Genomic DNA, 23924 nt, shown 5'->3' with positions numbered 1-23924 from the left:
TAGTGGAAGAGTATAAAGTTCCAGAAGAATATTTTTTTAGAGTACATCATGTTCGTCCTAGATTTAAAGGGGACATAGAAAATGTATTGATTTATGTTGCTGAAGAAATTTCTCGTGTTGGTGAAAAAGAAGTAGATAAGTTTGTAGAGGAAGTAAACGCAGCATTATTCCGTTATCCGGGAAATGCACATAGAGAATTAAAGACTATAAATAATTGGAGAACAGAGATATCAGCATTATTTGGTTTTATAGAGCATACGAATACAACAGATAAACCGGGAAGACGTGCGATAGAACTTGCTAAGAGTGGAGATTTAGTAGAATGCTTTAAAACATTTCTTTATAATTTTCAGTATCCGGGAGCACATATAAAACCAAACAGAGTTTTGGAACAAATTGAAGAAGGAATTCATTTTAAACCAGCTCAATATATTTTAAAATTATTGAGATATGCTAATCGTGATGGTGGAAATTCTATTGGTATTACTAAATTTGAAGTATGCCATTGTATATTCAATGATTTGCGAGTTACAAGAGATTGTGAAGGAGTAGAGAAAACATGGGACAGAATTTCTCAGAATAGGAAAAATGGAGTCGCATATGATCAAACTGGCGATGTTATAAGATATGCTGGTGATATTGTTGATTATATGGAAATTGCAAATCTTTTAAAAACCTATGATAGCAGAACTTATTATTTGAATACTTTAGAAGAGGAATCTATAGTAAAATTTTGCGAATCTAACGAATGGTTTAATGGGTATGATAAAATGATTCGCCAAAAAAGCGGAACTATGGAAGATGTCAAAGCATGTATCAACAGTTGGTTTTCTTATGTCAATAGAGATATGGAAGATACAGATTTTTCTACTGATATTTTAGCATATATTGCAAGTGATGAGGAAGAATTAAGACAGTTAAAGGAAAATACAACAAATGTAGAAACAAGTAGTTTATCGGATTTAATTCAAAGAGATAACATATTAGAAAAACGCATTATACAATATTTTGATCAGCTGACAACAAAAGATATTGGTGATATTGGAGAAAATTTAGTGCATGGGCATGAATGTATGAGAATTAAATTAGGTGGACGTGAAGACTTGTTACACCTGATTAAACGAATACCTACGCAGTTTGCGGTTGGATATGATATTAGCTCAGTAGAATTGGATGAAAGAAAACGATATATAGAGGTAAAAACAACGATTAGTTCAAAACCATTACATTTCAATCGAATACATCTTACAAAGAATGAATGGAATACTGCAAGCAGTACACATGACAGATATTATGTATACCGGTTGATGTTAAGTAAGAATGAACGAAAACTATTTTTATTACAAGACCCCGTTGGGCTTTACAAAAAGGATAAGATTAATATGATACCTTCTGATGGGGCGGATATAACATTCGATCCTAAAGAAGTAGGACAATTTGAGGAGTTATTGACATGGAAAAATTAAAAGTTGCGTCGCTGTTTTGTGGATGTGGAGGAACCGATGTTGGATTGCTCGGTGGTTTTGATTTTTTGGGTAAATATTATAATTCGAATAGTATGGAAATTGTGTACGCTAACGATATAGATGATAATGCATGCAAGATTTTTAAAGAGAATTTTGGGATAACACCAGACAATCGAGATATAAGAGCAGTGAAAACAGAAGAAATACCAGAGTTTGACATTTTAACAGGGGGGTTTCCATGTCAATCGTTTTCTATTGTGGCACAAAATCCGAAACGATTGGGAGTAAAAGATGAACGAGGAAAACTTTTCTTTGAAATGTGTAGGATTTTAAGAGAGCGGCAGCCTAAATGTTTTATTGCAGAAAATGTAAAAGGAATACTTACAGCGAATAAGAGAAGTGCATTTCCGCTGATTTTGAAAGAATTTGAAGAAAGCGGTTATGAGGTACAATATCAGATTTTGAATTCGGCAGATTATGGTGTTCCACAAAAAAGGGAACGTGTTATAATTATTGGATTCAGAAAAGATTTGAACATAACATTTTCATTTCCTGAAGCAGAGATAGATGATGAAACTAAATATATACCATTAAAGACTGTAATTGAAAAACGTGTAGATGAAAAGTATTTTTTTAGTGAGCGAGCGGTTGCAGGAATGATGAAAAAACGTGAGAGTATGAATAAGGGAAGAGCACAGAATATCAATAAACCTTGTAATACAGTAGGAGCTCATTTAGCGAAAGTATCTTTAAATAGTACAGATCCGGTATTAATGGAAGGTGAAAGATATAGACGTTTTACTCCAAGAGAGGTCGCAAGAATTCAATCTTTTCCAGATGATTTTGAATTGGTCGGAAGTGAAGCTGCGCAGTATAGAGCATTGGGAAATGCTATTCCTCCAGTAATGTTTTGGTATGTTGCAAAAGCGGTAAGTAAAGAATTGAAGAAGAGTTAGAATGGATAATTTAACGAAAGAACAGCGCAGGAAAAATATGCAGCGTATTCGAGCAAAAGATACTAGCATAGAATTGAGATTAAGAAAGGCATTGTGGCATAAAGGATATCGTTATCGAAAAAATGATAAGAATTTGCCGGGGAAACCAGATATTGTCTTAACCAAATATAAAATTGCTATTTTCTGCGATAGTGAATTTTTTCATGGAAAAGATTGGGAAATTTTGAAGCCTAGAATCGAGAGAGGTTCTAACAGTGATTATTGGCTCAAAAAAATATCCAATAATAGGAGACGTGATGATGAAGTGAATAAGCAGCTTTTATTTAGAGGGTGGACTGTAATTAGATTTTGGGGGAAAGATATCCAGAAAAATCTTGATGAATGTGTAAGGGTTGTTGAAGAAACTATTTTTGATACCATTGTCGAAGGGAAATAAACAAAGAAATAGGGAATCAAGGGGAATGGCATACCAGAAGCAAATGATAGATTAGGAGAGAGCAAGTATGGATAAAGTAGTAAGGAAAGGTGTAAAAATAGATTTGCACATTCACTCGGTATATTCAAGAAGCAAAGATAAGGACAAAGTTGCAAACAATACATTGGAAAATTTACCTGTGTTAATTCAGAGATTGATTGAAAATGAAATAGAATTATGTGCGATTACAGATCATGATGAGTTCAATTATGAAATATATAAAGAATTAAAATGCGAAGAAATGAAGGATAATTGCATAAAGAAAGTATTGCCCGGAATTGAATTTTCAGTTGAATTTGCAGAGGGAAAAGTTATACATATAGTAACTATTTTTGATGATAGAGATGATGATAAAGTTAAAAACATTGAGCAAGTAATGACGAATGGAATAGGAAAGACAACCTATAAAAAAACTAGAGGGGCTTATTCTAAAAGTGATTATTTTGAAGTTTTGAATGCAATAAATATTGATTTTGTGATGATTGCACATCAAAAAAAGACGGTTTCTTCACAACATAAAGCACATGCAAATGATGTTATGGTATTAGGAAAAGATACTTTTAACGAGTTGATTTTTCTAGATTATTTTGATGCGTATGAGTTCAGAAATAAAAAGAATGAAATATATAATAAAGCTTTTTTGGCAGATAATGATTTGGGAGAAAATTTAAGGTTCATTACAGGATCAGATTGCCATAATTGGGAGTATTACCCCAATACTGAAAAACAAGAGAAAACTCAATTTGCTTTTACTTATATTAAATCGTTACCTACATTTAAAGGTTTGGCAATGGCAGTTACGGATAGACACAGGATTAGTTTAGTGGATAAATTTTTTAATCCTGTTGAAAAGAGTATTTCAGAAATTGAATTGGATATTTCTGGGAATCAAGTATGTGTACCAATGTCAAAGGGATTGAATGTAATTATAGGAGATAATTCTATTGGGAAATCGTTGTTTCTTCATGCAATTACAAATAATACTAAAATAAATGATGGGAAACTGAAAAAAGGGTACGAAAAATATTTGGAGAAAAATAACACATCAATAAAAACGAAAGTTCCAGAAGAAAATATATTTATGTTTAATCAGCAAGGGGAAATACGAGAAATATTTGACTCAGATGGAATGAAACCAAATAAGTATTTGACACAGTTTTATCCAGAACAAATAAATGCTAGCAAATATCGAAGTCTTGTTGAGAAAGATTTACAAAATTTATATGAGTGTTTAGAAAACAAATTTGACTATGATAAAAAGGTGGAGGAACTTCCATCGTTTAATATTACGGTAGATGAAATTCTGGATAAAAGTCTTACGTTTGTTGGAACAGTAAAAAAGATAAAAATAACAGAAATCCAGAAATTAATAGGACATTTTGAAACAGTTATTTCAGAATTAAAGGAGATTTTGTGCAATAAAGTATTGCGTGATAGAGATAAACAATCTATCGAGAATACAGTAGAAGTTTTTGGACTTATGTTGGAAAAATATGAGGAAACTTTAAAGTCGCATAAACGAGAAAATGAGAGAATAAATGTATATAATACTTTTATGACACATTTTAAACAAAGATATAGTAAAAAAATCACTGATGAACAAGCTGTTTACTCTGATTTTGTTGAGTCGAAGAATGAGGCTATACAAGATATTTGTAAACTGATAGAGAAAAAAGAAACGGTTGAAAAATATGAACCAAATGTGAAAACAGTAGTTATTGAACCGGAGTGTAATCCAGTTGATAAATATAAATTCATATCAAAGGTGCAGATAGAGCAAATTGGACAAGAATATATTGAAGAAATTTTTAGAACTGTATTAAAGAAAGGGAAAGTATTAGATACGGGAAGTATAACAGAAAAAGAACTGAAGGAGTTTATTAAAAATTATCCATCAGATGATGAATCGATTACTCCATTAGAGGCTCTTAAAACGAAAATAAATACTAAATTAGACAAAGATTTTAAAATTGGAAATACAATTATTGAAGAAACAATGGATGTTTTTGAGGAAGTATCCTCTGGTTTTGATGCACAAATGTATTTTACACTTATTTGTGGTGAAACAAGGGATAAAGGGATTTATTTGATTGATCAGCCAGAAGATCATATTTCTCAAAAAGCAATTAAGGAAAAAGTATTAGATCAATTTAGAAATATGGGGCAGAATCGCCAAGTGATTATGGTTACACATAATCCTCAATTTATTGTAAATCTTGATGTTGATAATGTTATTTTCCTTTGCAAAGAAAACGGTCAATTTGCGATAAAGTCTGGAGCATTAGAATACGAAAATGATGAGTATAGTATTTTACAAATTGTTGCTGATAATATTGATGGTGGTTTACAAACTATTTTAGGAAGGATGAAACGATATGAAAAAAACATTGAACTTTAAATGTACTGATGAAGAGTATATTGTGGAAAATACGAATCCGAATGAGAAAAAAGAACCATTTAAAATTGATAAGAAAACAATGGAATTTAGAACGATGGATTTTTACGAGTATGTGTTTGCTGATATAGATAAAGATATGGAGATTGAGGTTGTGAATTTGATTTCAAACCCAGATAAAGCGGATAAAAGAACGTATTCTACAGTAGATGAAATATGCCAAGGAGTAATTTCTAAAATGAGAGAAAAGTGTTTTTTAGAGGAATAGAATGAGGAGAACAAAATTATATTATTGAGTTTGAATGATGTTGCGAGAAAAAGAGGGAGACACACATTTGCTTGATTCATCCCCCGCTTTGATAACTCAGAGGTGTGGTGAGGAGCAATGAGAAGTCCTGCGTTTGTAACGTGTTTGCAACACCATATTCCAAGAATCCAGTAGAATCAAGCGTTCCCAGTTACGCAAACGTTAATTTCTGTTCACAAAGAGATAATCGTTTGGGACGAAAAAATGCATACAAAACCTCAGAAACCATGTGTTTCTGGGGTTTTTCTTTACCCTCGAATCTTTATGGAATGTCTCCCACAATTTTGTTTATGGCATCGATCAGAACCTGGACATCAAGATGAGTGTAGACACGTTCTGTAAGCGTCATAGCTCCAGAATGTCCAACAATCTTCTTGATGGTAGTTTCATCAATGCTGTGTTCTTTCATCATGGAAATTGTAGTGTGGCGCGTACAGTGTGGCGACCACTTAATTCCAATTCATGTTGTAAATGGAGTCTATTATCTGAATGGGAAGTTTGAAGAAGAAAAACAGTTCTGTAGAAACCGGTTAAATGTCAATTATAATCCGGAAGCTCCTAAACCCGAAATGTGGTTGAAGTATTTAAAGGATCTGGTTGAGGAAGAGGATATCCCAACCATTCAGGAATATCTGGGCTATTTGCTGATTTGTAGAGCAACTTTTTATAAGTGATTGAGACAAAAAGGAAAACAAATATGTCGAACGTAACTGCATACGAAAAGATGAGAAGAGAAAGAGATGATGCTTTGAATCAGGTGGCAGAAGAAAGACAGAAAACTTTCATGGCAAAAAAGAATTTCAGAGAGGAAATTAATAAGGTAAACAAAAAAACAAACGATATATGAAAAGACTTATAAAATATTTTCTTTTTTTGCGCACTGAATAATCACAAAATTGAGATTCTTTCTTTTTTTTTCATACCCAGGAAAAGTCTGTGGTACAATATTGAAAGGTATCATTGCTATGCAGAGATTTCTTTGTGAGAATCTGTATCGGAGGAATTAGGATATGCAGTATATATTAGTTGTAGAAGATGATTTTGATTTGAATCAGGCGATCTGTTATTCTTTGAAAAAGTCAGGATATGGAGTTTATGGTGTGACTTTTATGGAAAAAGGGAAGCAGATTTTTTTTGAGAATCAGATAGATATGGTCCTTTTGGATGTGAATCTTCCAGATGGCGAGGGCTTCTCTTTTTGCCAGTGGGTAAAAAAGCAAAGAGAAGTTCCGGTCATTTACCTGACAGCCAGGGATATGGAGGAGGATGCTCTGGCAGGATATGAATCCGGGGCAGAAGATTACGTTACTAAACCATTTTCAATGAAGATTTTACTTAGAAAAATAGAAGTCATTTTAAAAAGAACTGCTTCGGTCAATCGTCTGATTTTTGCAGATGAGTATTTATATATAGATTTGGATCATGCACGAGTAACGGTAAAAGGTCAGGAATGCCCCGTCACACCGACAGAGTGCCGTCTGCTTCGTCAATTTCTTATGAACCGAGGACAGCTTCTGACTTATGATCTGTTATTGGAGCGGTTGTGGGATAGTGGAGGACAGTTTGTGGACAAGCACACACTGGCAGTAAATGTGAATCGTCTGAGAGGAAAGATTGAAGATAAGAATCACAGGTATATTTCAAATGTATATGGGATGGGATATCAATGGATTGGCTGATGTGTATCATGATGATAATTTTATTTGCAGCAGTACTGGTATTGTTATGGAAAAACTACCGGATAAAAAAAGAAGCGAAGTTGTTTGCTGAAAAGGTGGAAGATGCTCTGGATGCTATCGTAACAGGAAAAGAATGGAATATAGAAGAGGAATTGGAGGATAGCCTCTGGGGAAGAACAGGAACACAATTAGAGAAAGCCGAGCATGTATTTCGGAAAAAAGAAGAAGACGGTTTTCGTGAGAAAGAAAGAGTAAAGGGATTGATTTCTGATATATCCCATCAGACAAGGACGCCCATTGCCAATATTAAACTATACCTGGAACTTCTTGAGGACGAGGAGTTTTCGCAAAGCGGTCAGGAGTTTTTGGGAAAAATCAAAGGGCAGATGGAAAAAATTGATTTTTTAATGCAGAGCATGGTAAAAATGTCAAGGCTTGAAACGGGAATTCTGCAAATACATAAGGAAGACAAAAATCTATACGAAACAATCCGCCACGCAGTTGCCGGTGTGGTTCCGGAGGCGGCGTCAAAGGGGATTGATCTATATGTGAACTGCGAAGAAAATATGATGATTCGTCATGACAGCAAATGGACGGAGGAAGCAATTTATAATATTCTGGATAATGCACTCAAGTATACCGAACCAGGTGGGAAGATCCATATTCAGACAGAAAGACAGGAATTATTTTTAAAGATCAGCATTTCTGATACTGGAAAAGGGATTGCCCCGGAGAGGCAGGCAGAGATCTTTACAAGATTTTACCGTGAGCCGGAGGTGCATGATAAACCAGGGGTTGGGATCGGATTATATCTTGCAAGAACAATCATGGAACTTCAGAAGGGCTACATAGAAGTACAGTCTGAAGTGGGAAAAGGAGCGTGTTTTCGCTTGTATTTACCGGTGAATGAATCGTAACATAACCAACCGATCGGGGATTGTCACAATCTTGTGATAATTGAAAATTGAGACAGGTTTGTGATTTTTAGGAGATATTCTATAGAATATCAAAAGAAGGAGGCAAACCAATGAAAGAATACATTGTAGAGACAAGAAGCTTAAAAAAATACTATCAAATGGGTGAAAATACGGTAAAGGCATTGGATGGCGTAGATTTTCGTGTGAAAGATCAGGAATTTGTTGCCATTATCGGAAAAAGCGGATCCGGGAAAAGTACACTTTTGCATATGCTGGGTGGACTGGATGTGCCAACAGAAGGGGAAGTGTTGGTAGAGGGGAAGTGCCTTCTGGGATTGAAAAAAGAACAGCTTGCCATATTCCGCAGAAGAAAGATCGGGTTTATTTTTCAGAATTATAATCTTGTCCCGGATCTTAATGTATATGAGAATGTCATTCTTCCGGTGGAACTGGATGGAAGAAAGGTTGATGTGGAGTATGTGGATGGGATACTCGAACTTTTAGGGCTGTCAGAGAAGAGGGAAGCTCTTCCTGGGACATTATCTGGTGGACAGCAGCAGAGGGCTGCGATTGCCAGGGCGCTTGCGTCGAAGCCTGCCATTATTTTGGCTGATGAACCGACGGGAAATCTGGATTCGGTTACCAGCCATGATGTACTTGGACTTTTGAAAATGGCAGCAAAACAGTTCAGCCAGACCTTGATTCTTATCACGCATGACAGAGACATTGCACAGCTTGCAGATCGTATCGTACATATTGAGGACGGAAAGATTGTAGGAGATACCGGGAAGGGAAGTGATTCCTATGCTTAAGAATCCGAATCAGAAAGTGATCAAAAGGATGGCATGGAACGCTTTAAAAGTAAACAGGAGAAAGACCATTACTTTGCTCCTTGCGGTTCTTCTTTCTTCCTTTTTGGTATTTACAATATTCACAGTTGGAGATTCTTATTTTAGGCTTCAGAAAATTCAGAACATCCGTATGTCAGGAGCAGAATTTGATGCAATCATGTATGGAGTGACGGATGAACAGAGGCAAATGTGTGAGAACAACCCGGATATCGTTCTGACAGGTACAGTGGGAGTATGTGGATGGGTAGAAAAAACAGATCAGGATTCCACCCCGAATGTGGGACTGATCTGGGCAGATGATGGATATTGGACACAGATGATGGAGCCGGTCAGAGAAAAGCTGGAAGGAAGATATCCGACAGCTTTGGATGAGATAATGGTAACACAATCCGCTTTAAAAGAATGTGGTTACGAAGATCTTGATGTAGGCGATACCCTTGCTATGTCTTATGGAACAAATGAGGGGATCTTTACAGGGACTTTTCGAATCTGTGGGATCTGGGACGGATATGGACCCAAGAAGCAGTTTTATGTTTCGAAAGAATTCTATGATCAATCGGGGTGGAAGCTTTCGCAGGCAGCTTCAGGTCGTTACCTTATGGATTTTAAGCAAAAAATAATGACAAAAACAGAGCAGAATGCTTTTATCGAAAGTATGAACCTTGGAAAGCAGCAGAATCTTTTCTTTATGGAAGATCTTGGCGCATCGGTTCAGATATTGGCAGGTCTTATTGGCTTGATTGCAGTTACCTGTTTGTGTGCATATCTGCTTATTTATAATATTATGTATCTTTCCGTAGCTGGAAAAGTTCGTTATTATGGTTTGCTTCAGACGGTCGGAATGACGGAAAAGCAGATAAAAAGGATGATGAAAAAACAGATGCTTCTGATCGGATCTGCAGGGACAGTACTTGGATGTCTGTCAGGTGGGATGGTATCCTTTTTCCTGATTCCTGTTGTAGTAAAATCACTTGGAATCAAAAGTGGTTATGTAGGAGCAGATATGGTTCGTTTTCATCCGGTAGTTCTGCTGGCAACCATCTTACTGGTTGGAGTTACTATTTTTCTGGCCAGCCGAAAACCAGCAAAAATGGCAGCAGATATCTCTCCAATAGAAGCGCTTGGTTATTGTCCGACCCACAAAACCGTAAAAGTAAGAAGAGCAGGAAAGGGGAAAGTAATAGCAAGACTTTCTATGGAGCAGTTTACAAAGGATAAGAAAAGAACTGCGGTGGTACTGTTGTCCTTGGCAGCCAGTCTGTCTGTGTACCTTTGTATTGTGACCATGCTGGACAGTCAGGCAGCAAGAACCATAGTGTCAAATTATATGGATACGGATATGGTTATTAAAAATGATACGGCATGCAAAGAAAAATCAGAAGACAGAAGAGATATTCTGGATGAAGCTTTCGTGAAGTCAATCAAAGAAAATGCCGGAGTCTCTGAAGTACATTCTATGATATTTGCCGAGATTACAGTTCCATGGGAACCGGATTTTGCTGAGATGTGGATGAAAGAATTTTATGCAAAGTGGATGAGTACTCCATATAGTAAGGACAAGGACGAGTATCAGAATCATCCTGAGAATTTTGGATCCTCTCTGATCGGAATTGATGAACAGGAATTTGATTATTTAAATAACAGTCTTGAGCATCCGATCAATAAAGAGGACTTCCTTTCGGGAAAAGCATGTATTGTTTATCGAAATGGTTTGGATTTCACAGATGCTGACGTAATAGGAAAAAATGTGACATGTGCTTTGTATGAAGATCAACAAACGACAAAAACTTTTATCATAGAAGGAGTTACGGACGAGAATTATTATACGGCACTCCTTGGATACCCACCGACGATTATAGCCAGTGATCAGGTGGTGAAAACATTTGCCAATCATCCAATTATATTAAAGACCAGCATAAAATATCACAAAGAATATGATAGAGATACAGAGCAAGAAATCATGTCGTTATTAGAAGAAAATGACAATGCAAAAGACTTTTCCTGGGAATCCAAAATCGAAGATGCAGATGAGATTGAAAAAGCACAAGGTAATATGCCGCAAGTGGGAATCGGGATTGTGTTGATTCTGGCTTTTATCGGAATCATGAACTACATGAACACCTTTGTAGTAAATGTGCAGAGCCGGATGATGGAGCTTTCGGTTATGGAGAGTATCGGGATGACCCCGAAGCAGATTCTTGGAATACTGGTCAGGGAAGGAGTTCTCTATGCAGGCGGCGCATGGCTTGTTACGCTAACAGTTGGAATGGGAGCAACGTATCTTCTTTATGAATCAATGAATTATCGTGGGATTGCGTTTTCAGTGCCATTACTTCCACTTTTATTTGCAGTGGGAATCAGTTTGCTAGTTTGTACTATGGTTCCAGTGCTTGCTTGGATTATTTTGGAAAAGAATGGAACTGTTGTCGAGAGGATTAAAGGAGTTGAGTGATTTTGGATTTTAGATATAGATATAGAACTGGGGTTTTTTGTCTGTTTATATTGAAAGAACCCCAATTTCCACATATAATAAAAGACAATGTGTAAAAAAATGAAGCAGGGAGAATAATAAAATATGAGTATATTAAATGTAGAACATCTGACACACGGTTTTGGTGACCGTGCCATTTTTGATGATGTATCGTTCCGCCTTTTAAAAGGGGAGCACATTGGTCTTGTAGGAGCAAACGGAGAGGGGAAATCCACCTTTATGAGTATTGTTACCGGGAAACTTACGCCAGATGAGGGAAAGGTAGAATGGGCAAAGAATGTGCGCGCAGGTTATCTGGACCAGCATGCAGTCCTTCAGAGTGGAATGACGATCCAGGACGTGCTGAAAAGTGCATTTGATCCGCTTTTACAGAAGGAGCAGCGGATGAACGAGATCTGTGAGAAGCTTGGCGAAGTAGATGAGGATGAGATGAATCTTCTGATGGAAGAGCTTGGAACGATCCAGGACGAGTTGACACTGCATGATTTTTACACGATCGATGCAAAGGTAGAAGAGGTCGCAAGAGCACTGGGACTTCTGGATCTGGGACTTGACCGTGATGTTACAGATCTAAGCGGAGGTCAGAGAACAAAGGTTCTTCTGGCAAAGCTTCTGCTTGAGAAGCCGGACATCCTGCTTCTGGACGAGCCGACAAACTATCTGGATGAAGAACATATTACGTGGCTGAAGCGGTATCTGCAGGATTATGAGAATGCATTCATTCTGATTTCCCATGATATTCCGTTCCTGAATGAAGTGGTAAATATCATCTATCATATGGAGAACCAGGAACTGAATCGTTATGTGGGAGACTATGATCATTTCCAGGAGGTCTATGCAGTTAAGAAAGCACAGCTTGAGGCAGCATACCGCAGACAGCAGCAGGAAATCAGTGAACTGAAGGACTTTGTGGCAAGAAATAAAGCCCGTGTTTCTACAAGAAATATGGCGATGTCCAGACAGAAGAAGCTGGATAAAATGGATGTAATTGAGCTGGCAGCGGAAAAGCCGAAACCGGAATTTAAGTTCCGTTACGGACGGACTCCGGGGAAAATGTTATTCGAAACAAAGGATCTTGTAATCGGTTATGATGAACCACTTTCCAAGCCGCTGAATTTCCAGATGGAAAGAGGACACAAGATTGCGATTGTCGGAACCAATGGTATCGGAAAGACTACATTTTTGAAGAGTGTACTTGGTCTGATCCCGGCAATTTCCGGCGAGTGTGAGCTTGGGGAAAATCTTCAGATCGGCTATTTTGAACAGGAAGTTAAAGGAGAAAACAAGACAACCTGTATTGAAGAGCTGTGGCAGGAATTTCCGTCATATACCCAGTATGAGGTGCGTTCTGCCCTTGCAAAATGCGGACTCACTACCAAGCATATTGAGAGCCAGGTAAGGGTACTGAGTGGTGGTGAACAGGCAAAGGTAAGACTCTGTAAGCTGGTCAACAAGGACACGAATCTGCTGATCCTGGATGAGCCGACCAATCATCTAGACGTGGATGCAAAGGATTCTCTGAAAAAAGCGCTTCAGGAATACAAAGGAAGTATTCTTCTGATTTGCCATGAGCCGGAATTCTATCAGGATGTGGTAAATGAGGTGTGGGATATGAGCAAGTGGACGATGAAAGTATTTTAAAAGTGTCGTGCAGAAGACCTTTCGGGACTATCCTGAAAGGCCTTTTTGTGTTACTATTTATTCAGAACGTATCATTTTAGTCATTACTTTTTATTTTATAGGAAATTCCGAAGGAACTTCCTATGAAATAAAAGGCACTACGTGCCGGAGATGCGCACTCGCACGAAGATGAAGAATGTCGCAAGCGACTGCGCTCGGCGCGAGAATGTGCCAAGGCACATTCTTTTTTACAAAACTGTTATATAAGCTTTACAGAAGTAAGATAGAGCCTGCAAAGCGCAACGTCTATAATAAAATAATGATACCAGGGTCAAGAGGTCAAAAATCCTCTTGCAAGCAAGCCTGCATCGGCTTTCTGACCTTTTGCCCTGACATCATCATAAAATATGTTTCAGAAGAGGAAGGATGGGATAATATGCCGTCAACCTATGCACATTACATTTTCGGACAGCAGATCAGGGGCAGATTAAGCGGATATGAGAGAAAAGTTATTGATAAATACCCGGAGCTTTTTAATATTGGACTTCATGGACCGGATATTCTTTTTTATTACAGACCACTCTGCAAGAACAAGGTCAATCAGTTGGGAAGCCGTATGCATAGCGAGAGCGGAGCAAAGTTCTTCGTTCATGCAGCAAAGGTTTTACATACACACGACCAGTATGAGAAGCATCTGGCTTATGTATATGGAGTGCTCTGCCATTTTGCGCTGGATGTGATCTGCCATGGTTACGTGGAACAGACAGTAAAAGAGACTGGTCTTGCACATATTGCAGTGGAGGGCGAGCTGGACCGTAAGCTGATGATTATGAATGGAGAAAATCCAGTGAGCAGGAGACTGACCGGACATATTGTTCCTTCTATGAAAAATGCGGTAATTATAAAAGATTTTTATCGCGGAATTACAGCAAAGGAAGTTAAAAAAGCACTGAATGGAATGGTATTTTATGACAGGATTCTTGTCTGTCCATCTAAAATAAAGCGGATGGCACTTTATGCAGCACTTAAAGTGGCAGGACTTTATTATGATTTTCATGGGTTTATTATCAAGTATCATGAGAATGGATTCTGCAGAGAACAGATAAGAAGACTGCTTCATCTTTATGAAAAAGCAGTTCCACTGGCAGACAAACTGATCTGTGAATACAAACCGTTTCTGGAAGGAAGCGCTACATTAGATTCTGTATATGCCTACACATTTGGTTCTCAGCTTCCGGGCAAGGAGGATACGTTAAATGAAAACAAAACTGACAAAACAGGAGAAAAACTGGATACTTTATGATGTCGGAAATTCTGCATTTACACTTCTGGCAGCAACCATTTTACCGATTTATTTCAACTATATTGCAGGAAAGCAGGGACTTTCGGATGTACAGTATCTGGCATACTGGGGATATGCAGTATCCATTGCAACCTTGCTTACGGCACTTGCAGGACCGGTATTTGGAACCGTTGCAGATACAAAAGGCTATAAAAAACCAGTTTTTACAATTGCACTTGGAATCGGGGCAATTGCTTCAGTTGCTCTGGGATTTGCGAAGTACTGGCTGGCCTTTCTGGTAGTTTTTGTCATTGCAAAGGTCGGATATTCCGTAACACTGGTATTTTATGATTCCATGCTTGTCGATGTGACATCGGAAGACCGGATGGATGAAGTCTCTTCCCAGGGGTATGCGTGGGGATATATCGGAAGCTGTGTACCGTTTGTAATCTGTCTTCTGGTTGTGTTAAATGCAGGGAAGATTGGGATTACAATGGAGATAGCAATGATGGTTTCCTTTGTGATCATCACGGTATGGTGGGTAATTATGACATTACCACTTCTGAAAACTTATCACCAGAAGTATTATGTAGAAAAGAAGCAGCATGCTTTTTCAGAAAGCTTCAAAAGAATCGGCATTACTCTGAAAAATGTAAAGAAGGAGAAGAAGGTTTTTCTGTTTCTTCTGGCGTTTTTCTTTTATATTGACGGGGTTTATACGATTATTGATATGGCAACTGCATATGGATCAGCACTTGGACTTAGCAGTACAGGACTTCTTCTTGCATTGTTGCTTACGCAGATCGTAGCTTTCCCATTTGCGATTATTTTCGGAAGACTTGCGAAGAAATATTCTGCAGAAAAGCTGATCACAGTATGCATCGTGGCATACCTTGGAGTGGCAATTTTTGCGATTTTTCTGCATTACCAGTGGCAGTTCTGGGTTCTTGCTGTCTGGGTAGGCATGTTCCAGGGAGGTGTGCAGGCGCTTTCAAGATCTTACTTTACGAAAATTATACCGGCGAACCAGTCAGGTGAATTTTTCGGCTTAATGGATATTTGCGGAAAAGGCGCGTCCTTTATGGGAACAACGATCGTGAGCCTGATCTCGCAGCTTACCGGCAATATCAATATTGGTGTGGGGATGATCGCTGTCTTGTTCGTGATCGGAATTATTTTATTCCGGAGAGCGGCAGCGCTAGAATAAAAATAAAGGATACAATAGATTTATGATGACAGAGCTTGAAAAATATTATAACAAATTCAACGAAGAGAAGCGGCTTAAGAGCCGCCACGGACAGGTAGAATTTATCACCTCAATGAAGTACATTCACAAATATCTTCCTAAGCGGGAGCATGGACAGGTAAAGATTCTGGATGTAGGAGCCGGAACCGGGCGCTACAGTGTTGCGCTTGCCGAAGAAGGGTACGATGTGACGGCGGTAGAGTTGGTAAAATACAATCTGGGAATTCTGAAAAAGAAGAACAGCTCTGTGAAAGCATATCAGGGAAATGCACTGAAGCTGTCACGTTTTCCAGATAAGGAATTTGACCTGATCATCCTGTTTGGGCCGATGTATCATCTTTATACAAAGGAAGATAAGGTGAAGGCGCTGATGGAGGCGAAGCGTGTTCTGAAGGATGAGGGCACGATCCTGGTGGCTTATACAATGAATGAGTACAGTGTTCTGGTGTATGGATTCCGGGAGAACCATATTCAGGAGTGCCTGGAAAATGGCAAGCTGGATGCGAATTACAGGGTATGTCCTTCACCGGAAGATTTGTATGATTATGTGCGCCTGGAAGATATTGACAGCTACAATGAAGCAGCAGAAATGGAACGGATCCAGATTATTTCGGCGGATGGACCATCCGATTATATGCGTCAGGTGTTAAATACGATGGATGAAAAGACCTTCCAGACGTTTATTGACTATCATCTGACTACGTGTGAACGCCCGGAACTGGTTGGTGCGGGATCACATACGGTAGATATTATAAGAAAGAAAAAAGATGGGGGAATAGAAAATGAAAGTAGCAGATATGCATTGTGATACGATTTTAGCGATTCAGAGAGGAAAGGAACAGGGAAAAGAGATTTCACTTCGTAAAAATAATTTAAATGTGGATCTTGAACGGATGAAAAAGGGGGATTATCTGATTCAGAATTTTGCCCTTTTTCTGGATCTGGAGGATCCGATACTTGCAGGAAGTCCATTCCGTTATGCAATGAAAATGGCGGATGTATTTTATCAGGAAATGGAGAAAAATAAAGACTGGATCCGACCGGTCACGAAGTATGAAGAGATTGAAGAAAACCGGAAAAATGGAAAGATGTCAGCGTTGCTGACATTGGAAGAAGGAGAAATCTGTGAGGGCGATCCTTCCCTTTTAAGAGACTTTTACCGGATGGGGGCAAGGATGATGACTCTGACCTGGAACTATCCGAATCAGCTTGGATATCCGGCAAAAGCGACTGGCGGAGAATTTGCCGGAAAAGCCTATTCAGAAGCCGGATATGGGCTTACAGCGCGTGGGATTGAGTTCCTGGAAGAGATGGAGAAACTGGGAATGATCATCGATGTGGCACATTTAAACGATGCAGGAATCCGGGATGTATTAAAGTTCACAAAGAAGCCTTTTGTAGCGAGCCATTCCAACGCGCGACATTTGTGCAGTCATCCGAGAAACCTGAATGATGAACTTCTGAAAGCGATCGGGGAAAGAGGCGGTGTGATCGGGCTGAATTATTATGCATATTTCCTGCGCGACTGGAAAGATGGAGAGACGGTTGTGAGCAGAGCGGAGGATATTGTGGCACATGCAAAATATATCCGTGATATGGCGGGAATAGAGGCTTTAGGACTTGGTTCAGACTTTGATGGTATGAATGGAGAACTGGAGATTGCATCCCCGGCAGATATGGAAAAGCTGGAAGAGGTATTTAAAAAGAATGGATTTGCAGAGAGCGAGATCGAGAAGATCTTCTATAAGAATGTAATGCGGATATATAGAGAAATGCTTGGGTAATTCCAGCAAAGCACATTTATAACATAGAAAACCCGGCTGTGGAGTGATCCACAAGCCGGGTTTTTTACTCTAGCATCTTTTGCAGCGATTACGCAACTGTTACATTAACAGCCTGAAGTCCGCGGTTTCCTTCTGTGATATCGAAAGTAACGTTCTGTCCTTCTTCAAGAGATTTGTATCCTTCTCCCGCGATTCCTGAAAAATGTACGAATACATCTTCTCCGGTGCTTTCGTTTGTGATGAATCCGTAGCCTTTCTGTGCGTTGAACCACTTAACTGTACCCTTGTTCATTAGTAGTACCTCCTAAAAAATTGATGATGCCGATAAAAATAAAAATCACATATTTTTGTAAGTCATCAGACAGATGTTAATGATTTACAAAAATATGTGAAATCTAAATCTTATCTAAAACACAATTTCAGAATATCACGTGGTAGGACAAATGTCAAATCAAAATAGGAAAAATAGGAAAAAATAAATGTCTTTTTATTGACAGGAAGAAAAAGGAATGCTATTATTTTTAACATATTTAAAGAGTGAAAATATTTGTACAAAGAGGTACTTTACTGCGGAGAAGAACGCAGAGAGTACCTCTTTTTTTGACTTGCAGGAGTGTTTTTTGTAAAACGAAAATACTTTGTGAGGTGCATTCTTTGATGTGAGTGTCAAAAGTATAAATGGGATGTCAGAAAGAGGTAGTGCAAATGAAAAATCATGAACTGGATGCAGTGGATCGTACAATTTTGAATATTTTACAGAGAAATGCCAAATGCCCATTGAAAGAGATTGCAGCGATTTGGAAGGACAAAGACACTGATCGTATTTTCAACTCCGATTGAACACAGAGGAATCAACGCAGATATAGAAGAAACACTGGAGTGAGAAATATAATTTTCCGTAAATCGAAAAAGACCCGGAAACAAAAGTTTTCGAGTCTTTTTCTTCTTTAAGGGCTATATAAACAAGCAGTTTGAAATAGTCATTTTGATTATTCAGCAGCGATAGCAACTTCTGGAGCAATTGTTTCAGTAACTTTTTCAGATGCTTTGATATCTGCAGGTGTTTTTGCAAAACCTTTAAATACGACTGAACCAACAAATCCAGCTAAAGATCCACCGATCGCAGCAAGTACGATTGCAGCTACAACCTTAAGCGGTGGGTTGAATCCGAATGGAGCTAAAAGCCCAGGAATCGGAGATGCTGTTCCAGGGGCGTTATTGATGATGCCGAGCATAGCTGCTGCAAGTCCGGCAAGTCCGCCGCCAAAGAAGTTTGATCCGTAAATCGGGATCGGATTCTGTGTAATAATATCAGCCTGTGTAAGAGGTTCAAGCATTACCGCGATAACATTACTGCGTTCGCCAAGTTTTAAACGGTCGAAAATGATACCGTTTGTGAAAGAACCACCAACACATGCAATTGCTGCAATACCCATTGCAAGTCCATCAAGTCCGAGCATAGCAGTCAGGGCCATAGAACTGAGTGGTGAGGTACAGATCATCTTCATAATACCACCGAGCAGGAATCCCATGATAATTGGAGACTGTTCAGCAGCGGCAGAAATCATACGTCCGATGTTGAGCAGTGTTGAATTAACGACCGGATCAACTGCGATGGCGATAATTCTTGCGAGCGGTGCGATTGCAAGAGCACCAACGATCAGATTCAGACCCTCTGGAAGTTTCTTTTCCAGGAACGGAGCTACAAAGCCTACAATATAACCTGCTACAAAACCAGGAAGGATTCCGTATCCTCCAACTGCGACACCTGCAACGACTGCAAGTACCGGATTACATCCCATACTGATCGGAACTAAAGTAGCTGCAGCGATTCCCCCGAAGCTGCCGGATACGGTTCCGAGTTCTGAGAAAAATGCAATTCCTAATAAATCACCTGTGATGTAATGGTGAACAGCTTCAACCAGGAACGAAGCAACAGCTGCATTAGCCATTCCAGACATTGCTTCTGATCCTTTTGGAAACTTCAGGCTGAATACAGAGAAACAGGCTAAAGTGAGAAGCAGTAAACCAATACCTTTTACGATTGTTAACATATGATATCCTCCTTAAAATTTATATTTATTCGCATCAGTTATCGTGATAACATAATAAAATGAAAGTTACAAAAAGATACAAAAAGTATCAAAATGAAATTTATTTTTGGAAAAAACTACAAATACGGGAAGGATTTATTGTATATAATGACGGTAACTATAAGTGATAATGAATTATAGGGAAAATATATAAATAAAAAAATTACGTAAAGAGATGAAATAAGAAGCAGGAGGGGACCTGAAAATCAGGCCCTCTCGGTGCATTCCTGAATCAGTGCATTCAGGAAATTTTTAATTTTCACATTGCCGTGCCGTACACTTTTTCCACGGATGAAATCCATTTCCCTTCGGACTTGTTCAAAGTTATACAGGGAGTTGGAGTAGGTTGTAAACGTGTCATTGGCGTAATCCTCAAGACCAAGGTTGGCAAGGTTGACCATTCCCATGTTGGCTGTCCGACGGATCCTTTGTTCCATGGATTTCGGATTGTCACTGAACCGGCTGCAAAGTTCGCTTAAAGTGACATTGTCAACTTTCTGGTTATGCTGGATCAGATAATCGACAAGGGAAATGATATCCTTGCTGCCACGTTCGCCGGTGATGCCAAGCTTTTGGAGAATTCCTTTTAACCGGATAATATAAGGTTTTTCAGCTGTATCATTTATAAATCCCTGTGGCTGTACAAAATTCTGCTGGGCTTGGAAAATCGTCTGTACCTGCTGCAATGTCCGGCGGGCGGTCAGGGATTCACTGACCTTCCGGAGGATGGATTCTACTTCGATACTGTTGATCGGCTTATGAATATAAAATTCAATGCCCGCAGAATAGGCGTCTGCGATCATATCTTTGGATGCAACCTGGGAAAGCATAATAAAAGTAAGATCCGGTGCATAAGAGCGGGCACGTTTTACGAAAGTGATTCCGTCTATTTCCGGCATCAGAAGATCAACAATTACGATGTCTGGATTTATAAGAGGAAGATCCGTGAGTGCATCCACACCGTTTTCTGCAGTTCCGGCAATCTCTCCAAGTCCCCGGTCCCGTATAATACGTTTTAATATATGCAGTACATTTTTATCATCATCAATGAGATAGAATTTCATTTATAAACCGCTCCATTTCTCTTTTGGTATAGTAAGTGTGAAAACTGTTTTTCCGGGAACGGAAGTTACCCGGATGGTTCCGCCTAGGCGGAATTCGATAAAATCCTTTACCAGGCTAAGGCCAAGTCCCCGATTGACTTCGCCGGTTTCGTAATTGATCTTTGTGGAAAAACCAGGTTCAAAAATTTGTTCCATATCCTCCGGATCGATTCCGGGCCCATGATCTTCAACTTCAATAACATAAGAAGAATCCGTGGAGGATTGACGGACAGAAAGCTCGACCAGATTTCCGTTTGTTGCTTCAATTGCATTGTTGAAAAGATTGCGGAAGATTGAGAGCAGAAGATAATGGTTCTGTGTATAAAGATTTTCTTCCAGCTGTATATTAAAAGAAAGTCGTTTCCCTTTTGGAAGGGATGCATCCAGGCTGCTTTTCAGAATGGTGAGGATATCATCCAGGCTCATTCCGTCATTTTCAGAATTTACTTTCATTGAAGAGGAAAGTCCTCTTACGATCAAATTGTAGTCTTTTTTGATCTCGTGGACATCCCGTGCGATCTGAAGTGCAGTGCGGGTGAGGGATTCGTCTATATTCCGTTCACTCATATCGTGGTAAAGGCGGTATGCGGTGCTCATGGTGTCCTCTATCATATGTGTGCCTTTCTGCATCAGAACAACTTCGCCGTTAAGCTCAGAGATCAAAAGAAGAAGATTCTGGTATCTCCGTGCATGTTCAGCACTCAGAAGACTGAACTTGTAATGGCTGAGACAGAACAGGAGAAGACCTGCAAGTGCAGTACGCAGAAGCGCAACCAGAAGGACACCTGCCTGGGACTGAAAAGAAAAAGCGTCCATACCCATACGGGACAGCAGTTCTGTTATATTTGCCAGATAGTCAAAAAGAAACATCCAGGGTAGGGAATACGTCGAAAGTTCATAGTCATTTTTACGGCAGTAGAGGAAAAAAAGGATTCCGTAGACCAGATAGAAAAACATTTCCGGAAAATAGCTCTGTGGATTCCAACTGCCAAAGCGAAGCCAGTGCATCAGTGTACGGGAAAAGAAAACACAGAGGGCACTTATCACTGTGACCGGAAGAACCGGATATTTCCCAAAAAGGATCAGAGACATGAAAATGCCAAAAATTCCGATGGAAACACGAAAATCGCTTTCGAAAAGTGAGATGCTGATCTGTGCGCCAATGATAACAGCAGCGCTGACCAGCAAAATGCGGGTATAACGTGAAAAACTTTTAGTCCACATAAGAAAGCCTCCTTTATTCAGATCATCTGTCTTACAGTCTACAGTCCGGTTAATAATTCAACAAGAAATACGCCGGCACATGAAAAAAGGGAAACACAGATCAGACTTTTTCTGTTCCATGCAAGAATCAGTGCAATCGCAAAACCAATGGCGGCAGACCAGATATTGGCGGTGGCTGTCAGAATGGCCGGAAAGGTCATAACAGCCAGAGTTACATAAGGTACATAATATAAAAAAGATTTTATAAAAGTATTTTTGATCTCTTTTTGGATCAGCGTCAGTGGCAGCATACGGATCAGATAGGTGACGGCTGCCATGACGAAGATATACATATATAGATTATGCTTCAACGGAAGAATCCTCCTTATCTTCTGGATTTGTTTCTTCTTTTACAGGGAAGAAATACGCTGCGATTCCGGCAATCAGAATCGTAAGGATAATGATTCTGAAGCCAGAAGAAATCTGGCATAGCACAGGAGCCTTTGTGAAAAGGAAGCTTGTTGCCATGGAAATCACGACAATGGTTCCGATGATCCTGTTATCACGTGCCGGAGGAATAATGATTGCGATAAACATTCCATACAATGCAACGCTCAGTGCGCTGACGATCCGGTCAGGCAGGATACTTCCTGATACTACTCCGAGGAAAGTGCCAAGTGTCCAGCCAGGTGCGGCAAGTGCCATCACACCGTAAGAATACCATGGAGTAATCCTTCCGGGGCGGGATATGGATACGCCGAAGACTTCATCCGTTACACCGTATGCGATAAGAAAACGGTGGAAAGAAGGATAGTGGTTATCAATTTTCTGTGAAAGGGCACAGGACATCAGCGAATATCTGAGATTGATGATGAGCTGGGTGAATGCCATTTCAAAATAGGATGCGGATGCCGTAATCAATGACAGACCAGCAAATTGCCCGGCGCTGGTCAGGTTTGTAAGGGAAAGCAAAACGGCTTTCCAAGTGGAAAGTCCTGCATTTTTTGCCATGATACCAAAGGTAAATGATACTGCAATATAGCCGAGACAGATGGGAATGCCATCCTGTATCCCGGCTGCAAAATCCATTTTTCTGTTTCTACTCATGAAGTAAAACCTCTCTTTTGTAAATAATCCCCAAATTTGAATTGTTATTTTACTAACATTTTACCATGGAACGGTGGTCTTGAAAATGATGTTTTAAAAGAACTTGAAAAAAAATTTACAGAAAGACTGGAAATATAGTGGTATTATGAGTTATAATAAATAGTGATAAATAAATGTGCAAACATAAGTACAAGTTATAAAAGGAGATTGAAGCATGGAAATGTTATCTATTGAAAAAGAACTGCAGAGCAATTCTTATCCTGGAAGAGGGATCATCATCGGAAAGTCTGCCGACGGAAGCAAAGCGGTCACAGCTTATTTTATCATGGGAAGAAGTGAGAACAGCCGTAATCGTGTCTTTGTAGAAGAAGGAGAAGGAATCCGCACACAGGCATTTGACGAGTCAAAGCTGACAGACCCAAGCTTAATTATCTACGCACCGGTGCGTGTACTCGGCAATAAGACGATCGTTACAAACGGAGATCAGACTGATACAATTTATGAAGGTATGGACAGACAGATGACGTTTGAACAGTCCCTTCGAAGCCGTGAATTTGAACCGGATGGACCAAACTACACACCTCGTATTTCCGGTATCATGCACATTGAGAACGGAAAATATAACTATGCAATGTCCATTTTGAAGAGCAATAACGGAAATCCGGATGCATGCAACCGTTACACCTTTGCATATGAGAATCCGGTAGCCGGAGAAGGACATTTTATCCACACATACAAGTGTGATGGAAATCCGCTTCCGAGTTTTGAAGGAGAACCAAAGCTTGTTGCAATTCCGGATGATATGGACACATTTGCAGACACACTCTGGAACAGTCTGAATGCAGATAATAAAGTATCTCTGTTTGTAAGATATATTGATATTGAGACAGGAACATACGAAAGCAAGATCATCAATAAGAATAAATAGTATACAAAGGTGAAGAAGGAG

At 39.2% G+C, this 23924-nt stretch carries 25 protein-coding genes; 18 read left to right on the top strand and 7 right to left on the bottom strand.

Features of this window, described 5'->3' with window-relative positions; genetic code table 11:
- Positions 1 to 2: 2 nt before the first annotated feature.
- From PGU50_RS00200 to PGU50_RS00180, 5 genes are all read left to right on the top strand, one after another.
- Positions 3 to 1466, top strand: coding sequence for a protein NO VEIN domain-containing protein (locus PGU50_RS00200; protein WP_270245905.1), 1464 nt, complete (start codon positions 3 to 5; stop codon positions 1464 to 1466).
- Positions 1454 to 2422: a DNA cytosine methyltransferase gene (locus PGU50_RS00195; RefSeq protein ID WP_270245904.1), complete on the top strand. Its 969-nt coding sequence runs from the start codon at positions 1454 to 1456 to the stop codon at positions 2420 to 2422. The genes PGU50_RS00200 and PGU50_RS00195 overlap by 13 nt, the downstream gene beginning before the upstream one ends.
- A gap of 1 nt (position 2423) precedes the next feature.
- Positions 2424 to 2858: a very short patch repair endonuclease gene (locus PGU50_RS00190; protein ID WP_270245903.1), complete on the top strand. Its 435-nt coding sequence runs from the start codon at positions 2424 to 2426 to the stop codon at positions 2856 to 2858.
- Positions 2859 to 2925: 67 nt separating this feature from the next.
- Positions 2926 to 5295 carry a hypothetical protein gene (locus PGU50_RS00185; protein ID WP_270245902.1) on the top strand — a complete coding sequence of 790 codons (2370 nt, stop codon included), beginning with the start codon at positions 2926 to 2928 and terminating at the stop codon, positions 5293 to 5295.
- A complete protein-coding gene (locus PGU50_RS00180; RefSeq protein ID WP_101883545.1) occupies positions 5273 to 5560 on the top strand; it encodes a hypothetical protein in 288 nt (95 codons plus the stop codon). The genes PGU50_RS00185 and PGU50_RS00180 overlap by 23 nt, the downstream gene beginning before the upstream one ends.
- Before the next feature lie 301 nt (positions 5561 to 5861).
- Here PGU50_RS00180 and PGU50_RS18050 read toward each other — a convergent pair whose 3' ends face one another.
- Positions 5862 to 6008, bottom strand: a complete 147-nt coding sequence (locus tag PGU50_RS18050) for a hypothetical protein (protein ID WP_271813960.1) — start codon at positions 6006 to 6008, stop codon at positions 5862 to 5864.
- Positions 6009 to 6021: 13 nt separating this feature from the next.
- Here PGU50_RS18050 and PGU50_RS00175 point away from each other — a divergent pair, with 13 nt between their 5' ends.
- The 11 genes from PGU50_RS00175 (at position 6022) to PGU50_RS00125 (ending at position 17469) form a co-directional block, all read left to right on the top strand.
- On the top strand, positions 6022 to 6273 hold the full coding sequence (locus PGU50_RS00175; RefSeq protein WP_270245901.1) for a hypothetical protein: 252 nt from the start codon (positions 6022 to 6024) through the stop codon (positions 6271 to 6273).
- Between the two features lie 23 nt (positions 6274 to 6296).
- A complete protein-coding gene (locus PGU50_RS00170) occupies positions 6297 to 6446 on the top strand; it encodes a hypothetical protein (RefSeq protein ID WP_270245900.1) in 150 nt (49 codons plus the stop codon).
- A gap of 163 nt (positions 6447 to 6609) precedes the next feature.
- Positions 6610 to 7278, top strand: a complete 669-nt coding sequence (locus PGU50_RS00165; protein ID WP_117557072.1) for a response regulator transcription factor — start codon at positions 6610 to 6612, stop codon at positions 7276 to 7278.
- Positions 7266 to 8195, top strand: a complete 930-nt coding sequence (locus tag PGU50_RS00160; RefSeq protein WP_270245899.1) for a sensor histidine kinase — start codon at positions 7266 to 7268, stop codon at positions 8193 to 8195. The genes PGU50_RS00165 and PGU50_RS00160 overlap by 13 nt, the downstream gene beginning before the upstream one ends.
- Positions 8196 to 8305: 110 nt before the next feature.
- Positions 8306 to 9007: an ABC transporter ATP-binding protein gene (locus PGU50_RS00155; RefSeq protein ID WP_117557068.1), complete on the top strand. Its 702-nt coding sequence runs from the start codon at positions 8306 to 8308 to the stop codon at positions 9005 to 9007.
- A complete protein-coding gene (locus PGU50_RS00150; RefSeq protein ID WP_270245898.1) occupies positions 9000 to 11498 on the top strand; it encodes an ABC transporter permease in 2499 nt (832 codons plus the stop codon). The genes PGU50_RS00155 and PGU50_RS00150 overlap by 8 nt, the downstream gene beginning before the upstream one ends.
- 123 nt (positions 11499 to 11621) lie before the next feature.
- Complete coding sequence (locus PGU50_RS00145; RefSeq protein WP_270245897.1) at positions 11622 to 13178, top strand: ABC-F family ATP-binding cassette domain-containing protein; 1557 nt, start codon at positions 11622 to 11624, stop codon at positions 13176 to 13178.
- A 415-nt stretch (positions 13179 to 13593) separates the two neighbouring features.
- Complete coding sequence (locus PGU50_RS00140; RefSeq protein ID WP_270245896.1) at positions 13594 to 14460, top strand: zinc dependent phospholipase C family protein; 867 nt, start codon at positions 13594 to 13596, stop codon at positions 14458 to 14460.
- Positions 14414 to 15646 (top strand): MFS transporter, encoded by a 1233-nt coding sequence (locus PGU50_RS00135; RefSeq protein WP_195251060.1) that lies wholly within the window; start codon positions 14414 to 14416, stop codon positions 15644 to 15646. The genes PGU50_RS00140 and PGU50_RS00135 overlap by 47 nt, the downstream gene beginning before the upstream one ends.
- Positions 15647 to 15668: 22 nt before the next feature.
- Positions 15669 to 16493: a class I SAM-dependent methyltransferase gene (locus PGU50_RS00130; RefSeq protein ID WP_270245895.1), complete on the top strand. Its 825-nt coding sequence runs from the start codon at positions 15669 to 15671 to the stop codon at positions 16491 to 16493.
- Positions 16468 to 17469, top strand: a complete 1002-nt coding sequence (locus tag PGU50_RS00125) for a dipeptidase (RefSeq protein ID WP_270245894.1) — start codon at positions 16468 to 16470, stop codon at positions 17467 to 17469. Before PGU50_RS00130 ends, PGU50_RS00125 begins: the two co-directional genes overlap by 26 nt.
- A gap of 88 nt (positions 17470 to 17557) precedes the next feature.
- Here PGU50_RS00125 and PGU50_RS00120 read toward each other — a convergent pair whose 3' ends face one another.
- Positions 17558 to 17761, bottom strand: coding sequence for a cold-shock protein (locus tag PGU50_RS00120; RefSeq protein WP_008373270.1), 204 nt, complete (start codon positions 17759 to 17761; stop codon positions 17558 to 17560).
- A gap of 413 nt (positions 17762 to 18174) precedes the next feature.
- On the opposite strand from PGU50_RS00120, the gene PGU50_RS00115 reads away from it, so the two are divergent.
- On the top strand, positions 18175 to 18309 hold the full coding sequence (locus PGU50_RS00115) for an AsnC family transcriptional regulator (protein WP_243034477.1): 135 nt from the start codon (positions 18175 to 18177) through the stop codon (positions 18307 to 18309).
- A gap of 149 nt (positions 18310 to 18458) precedes the next feature.
- Here the strand turns inward: PGU50_RS00115 and PGU50_RS00110 are convergent, their stop codons facing one another.
- From PGU50_RS00110 to PGU50_RS00090, 5 genes are all read right to left on the bottom strand, one after another.
- Complete coding sequence (locus PGU50_RS00110; protein ID WP_117834639.1) at positions 18459 to 19523, bottom strand: PTS sugar transporter subunit IIC; 1065 nt, start codon at positions 19521 to 19523, stop codon at positions 18459 to 18461.
- A gap of 245 nt (positions 19524 to 19768) precedes the next feature.
- Positions 19769 to 20626 (bottom strand): response regulator, encoded by an 858-nt coding sequence (locus PGU50_RS00105; RefSeq protein WP_117557052.1) that lies wholly within the window; start codon positions 20624 to 20626, stop codon positions 19769 to 19771.
- Entirely contained in the window at positions 20627 to 21889 is a 1263-nt protein-coding gene (locus PGU50_RS00100; RefSeq protein ID WP_243002787.1) for a sensor histidine kinase, read from the bottom strand. It lies immediately after the preceding gene.
- Between the two features lie 38 nt (positions 21890 to 21927).
- The gene (locus PGU50_RS00095; protein WP_117824547.1) at positions 21928 to 22239 is read right to left on the bottom strand and encodes an AzlD domain-containing protein; all 312 of its coding nucleotides are present in this window, start codon (positions 22237 to 22239) and stop codon (positions 21928 to 21930) included.
- Positions 22229 to 22975, bottom strand: coding sequence for an AzlC family ABC transporter permease (locus PGU50_RS00090; protein ID WP_270245893.1), 747 nt, complete (start codon positions 22973 to 22975; stop codon positions 22229 to 22231). Before PGU50_RS00090 ends, PGU50_RS00095 begins: the two co-directional genes overlap by 11 nt.
- 214 nt (positions 22976 to 23189) lie before the next feature.
- On the opposite strand from PGU50_RS00090, the gene PGU50_RS00085 reads away from it, so the two are divergent.
- The gene (locus PGU50_RS00085; protein WP_008373293.1) at positions 23190 to 23903 is read left to right on the top strand and encodes an IMP cyclohydrolase; all 714 of its coding nucleotides are present in this window, start codon (positions 23190 to 23192) and stop codon (positions 23901 to 23903) included.
- Positions 23904 to 23924: the final 21 nt, after the last annotated feature.

This window comes from Coprococcus sp. AM11-30B (assembly GCF_027674365.1).
GTDB classification, from domain to species: domain Bacteria; phylum Bacillota; class Clostridia; order Lachnospirales; family Lachnospiraceae; genus Allocoprococcus; species Allocoprococcus comes.
The sequence above is the reverse complement of the archived record's forward strand: the minus strand, read 5'-3'. Positions and strand labels throughout refer to the sequence as shown.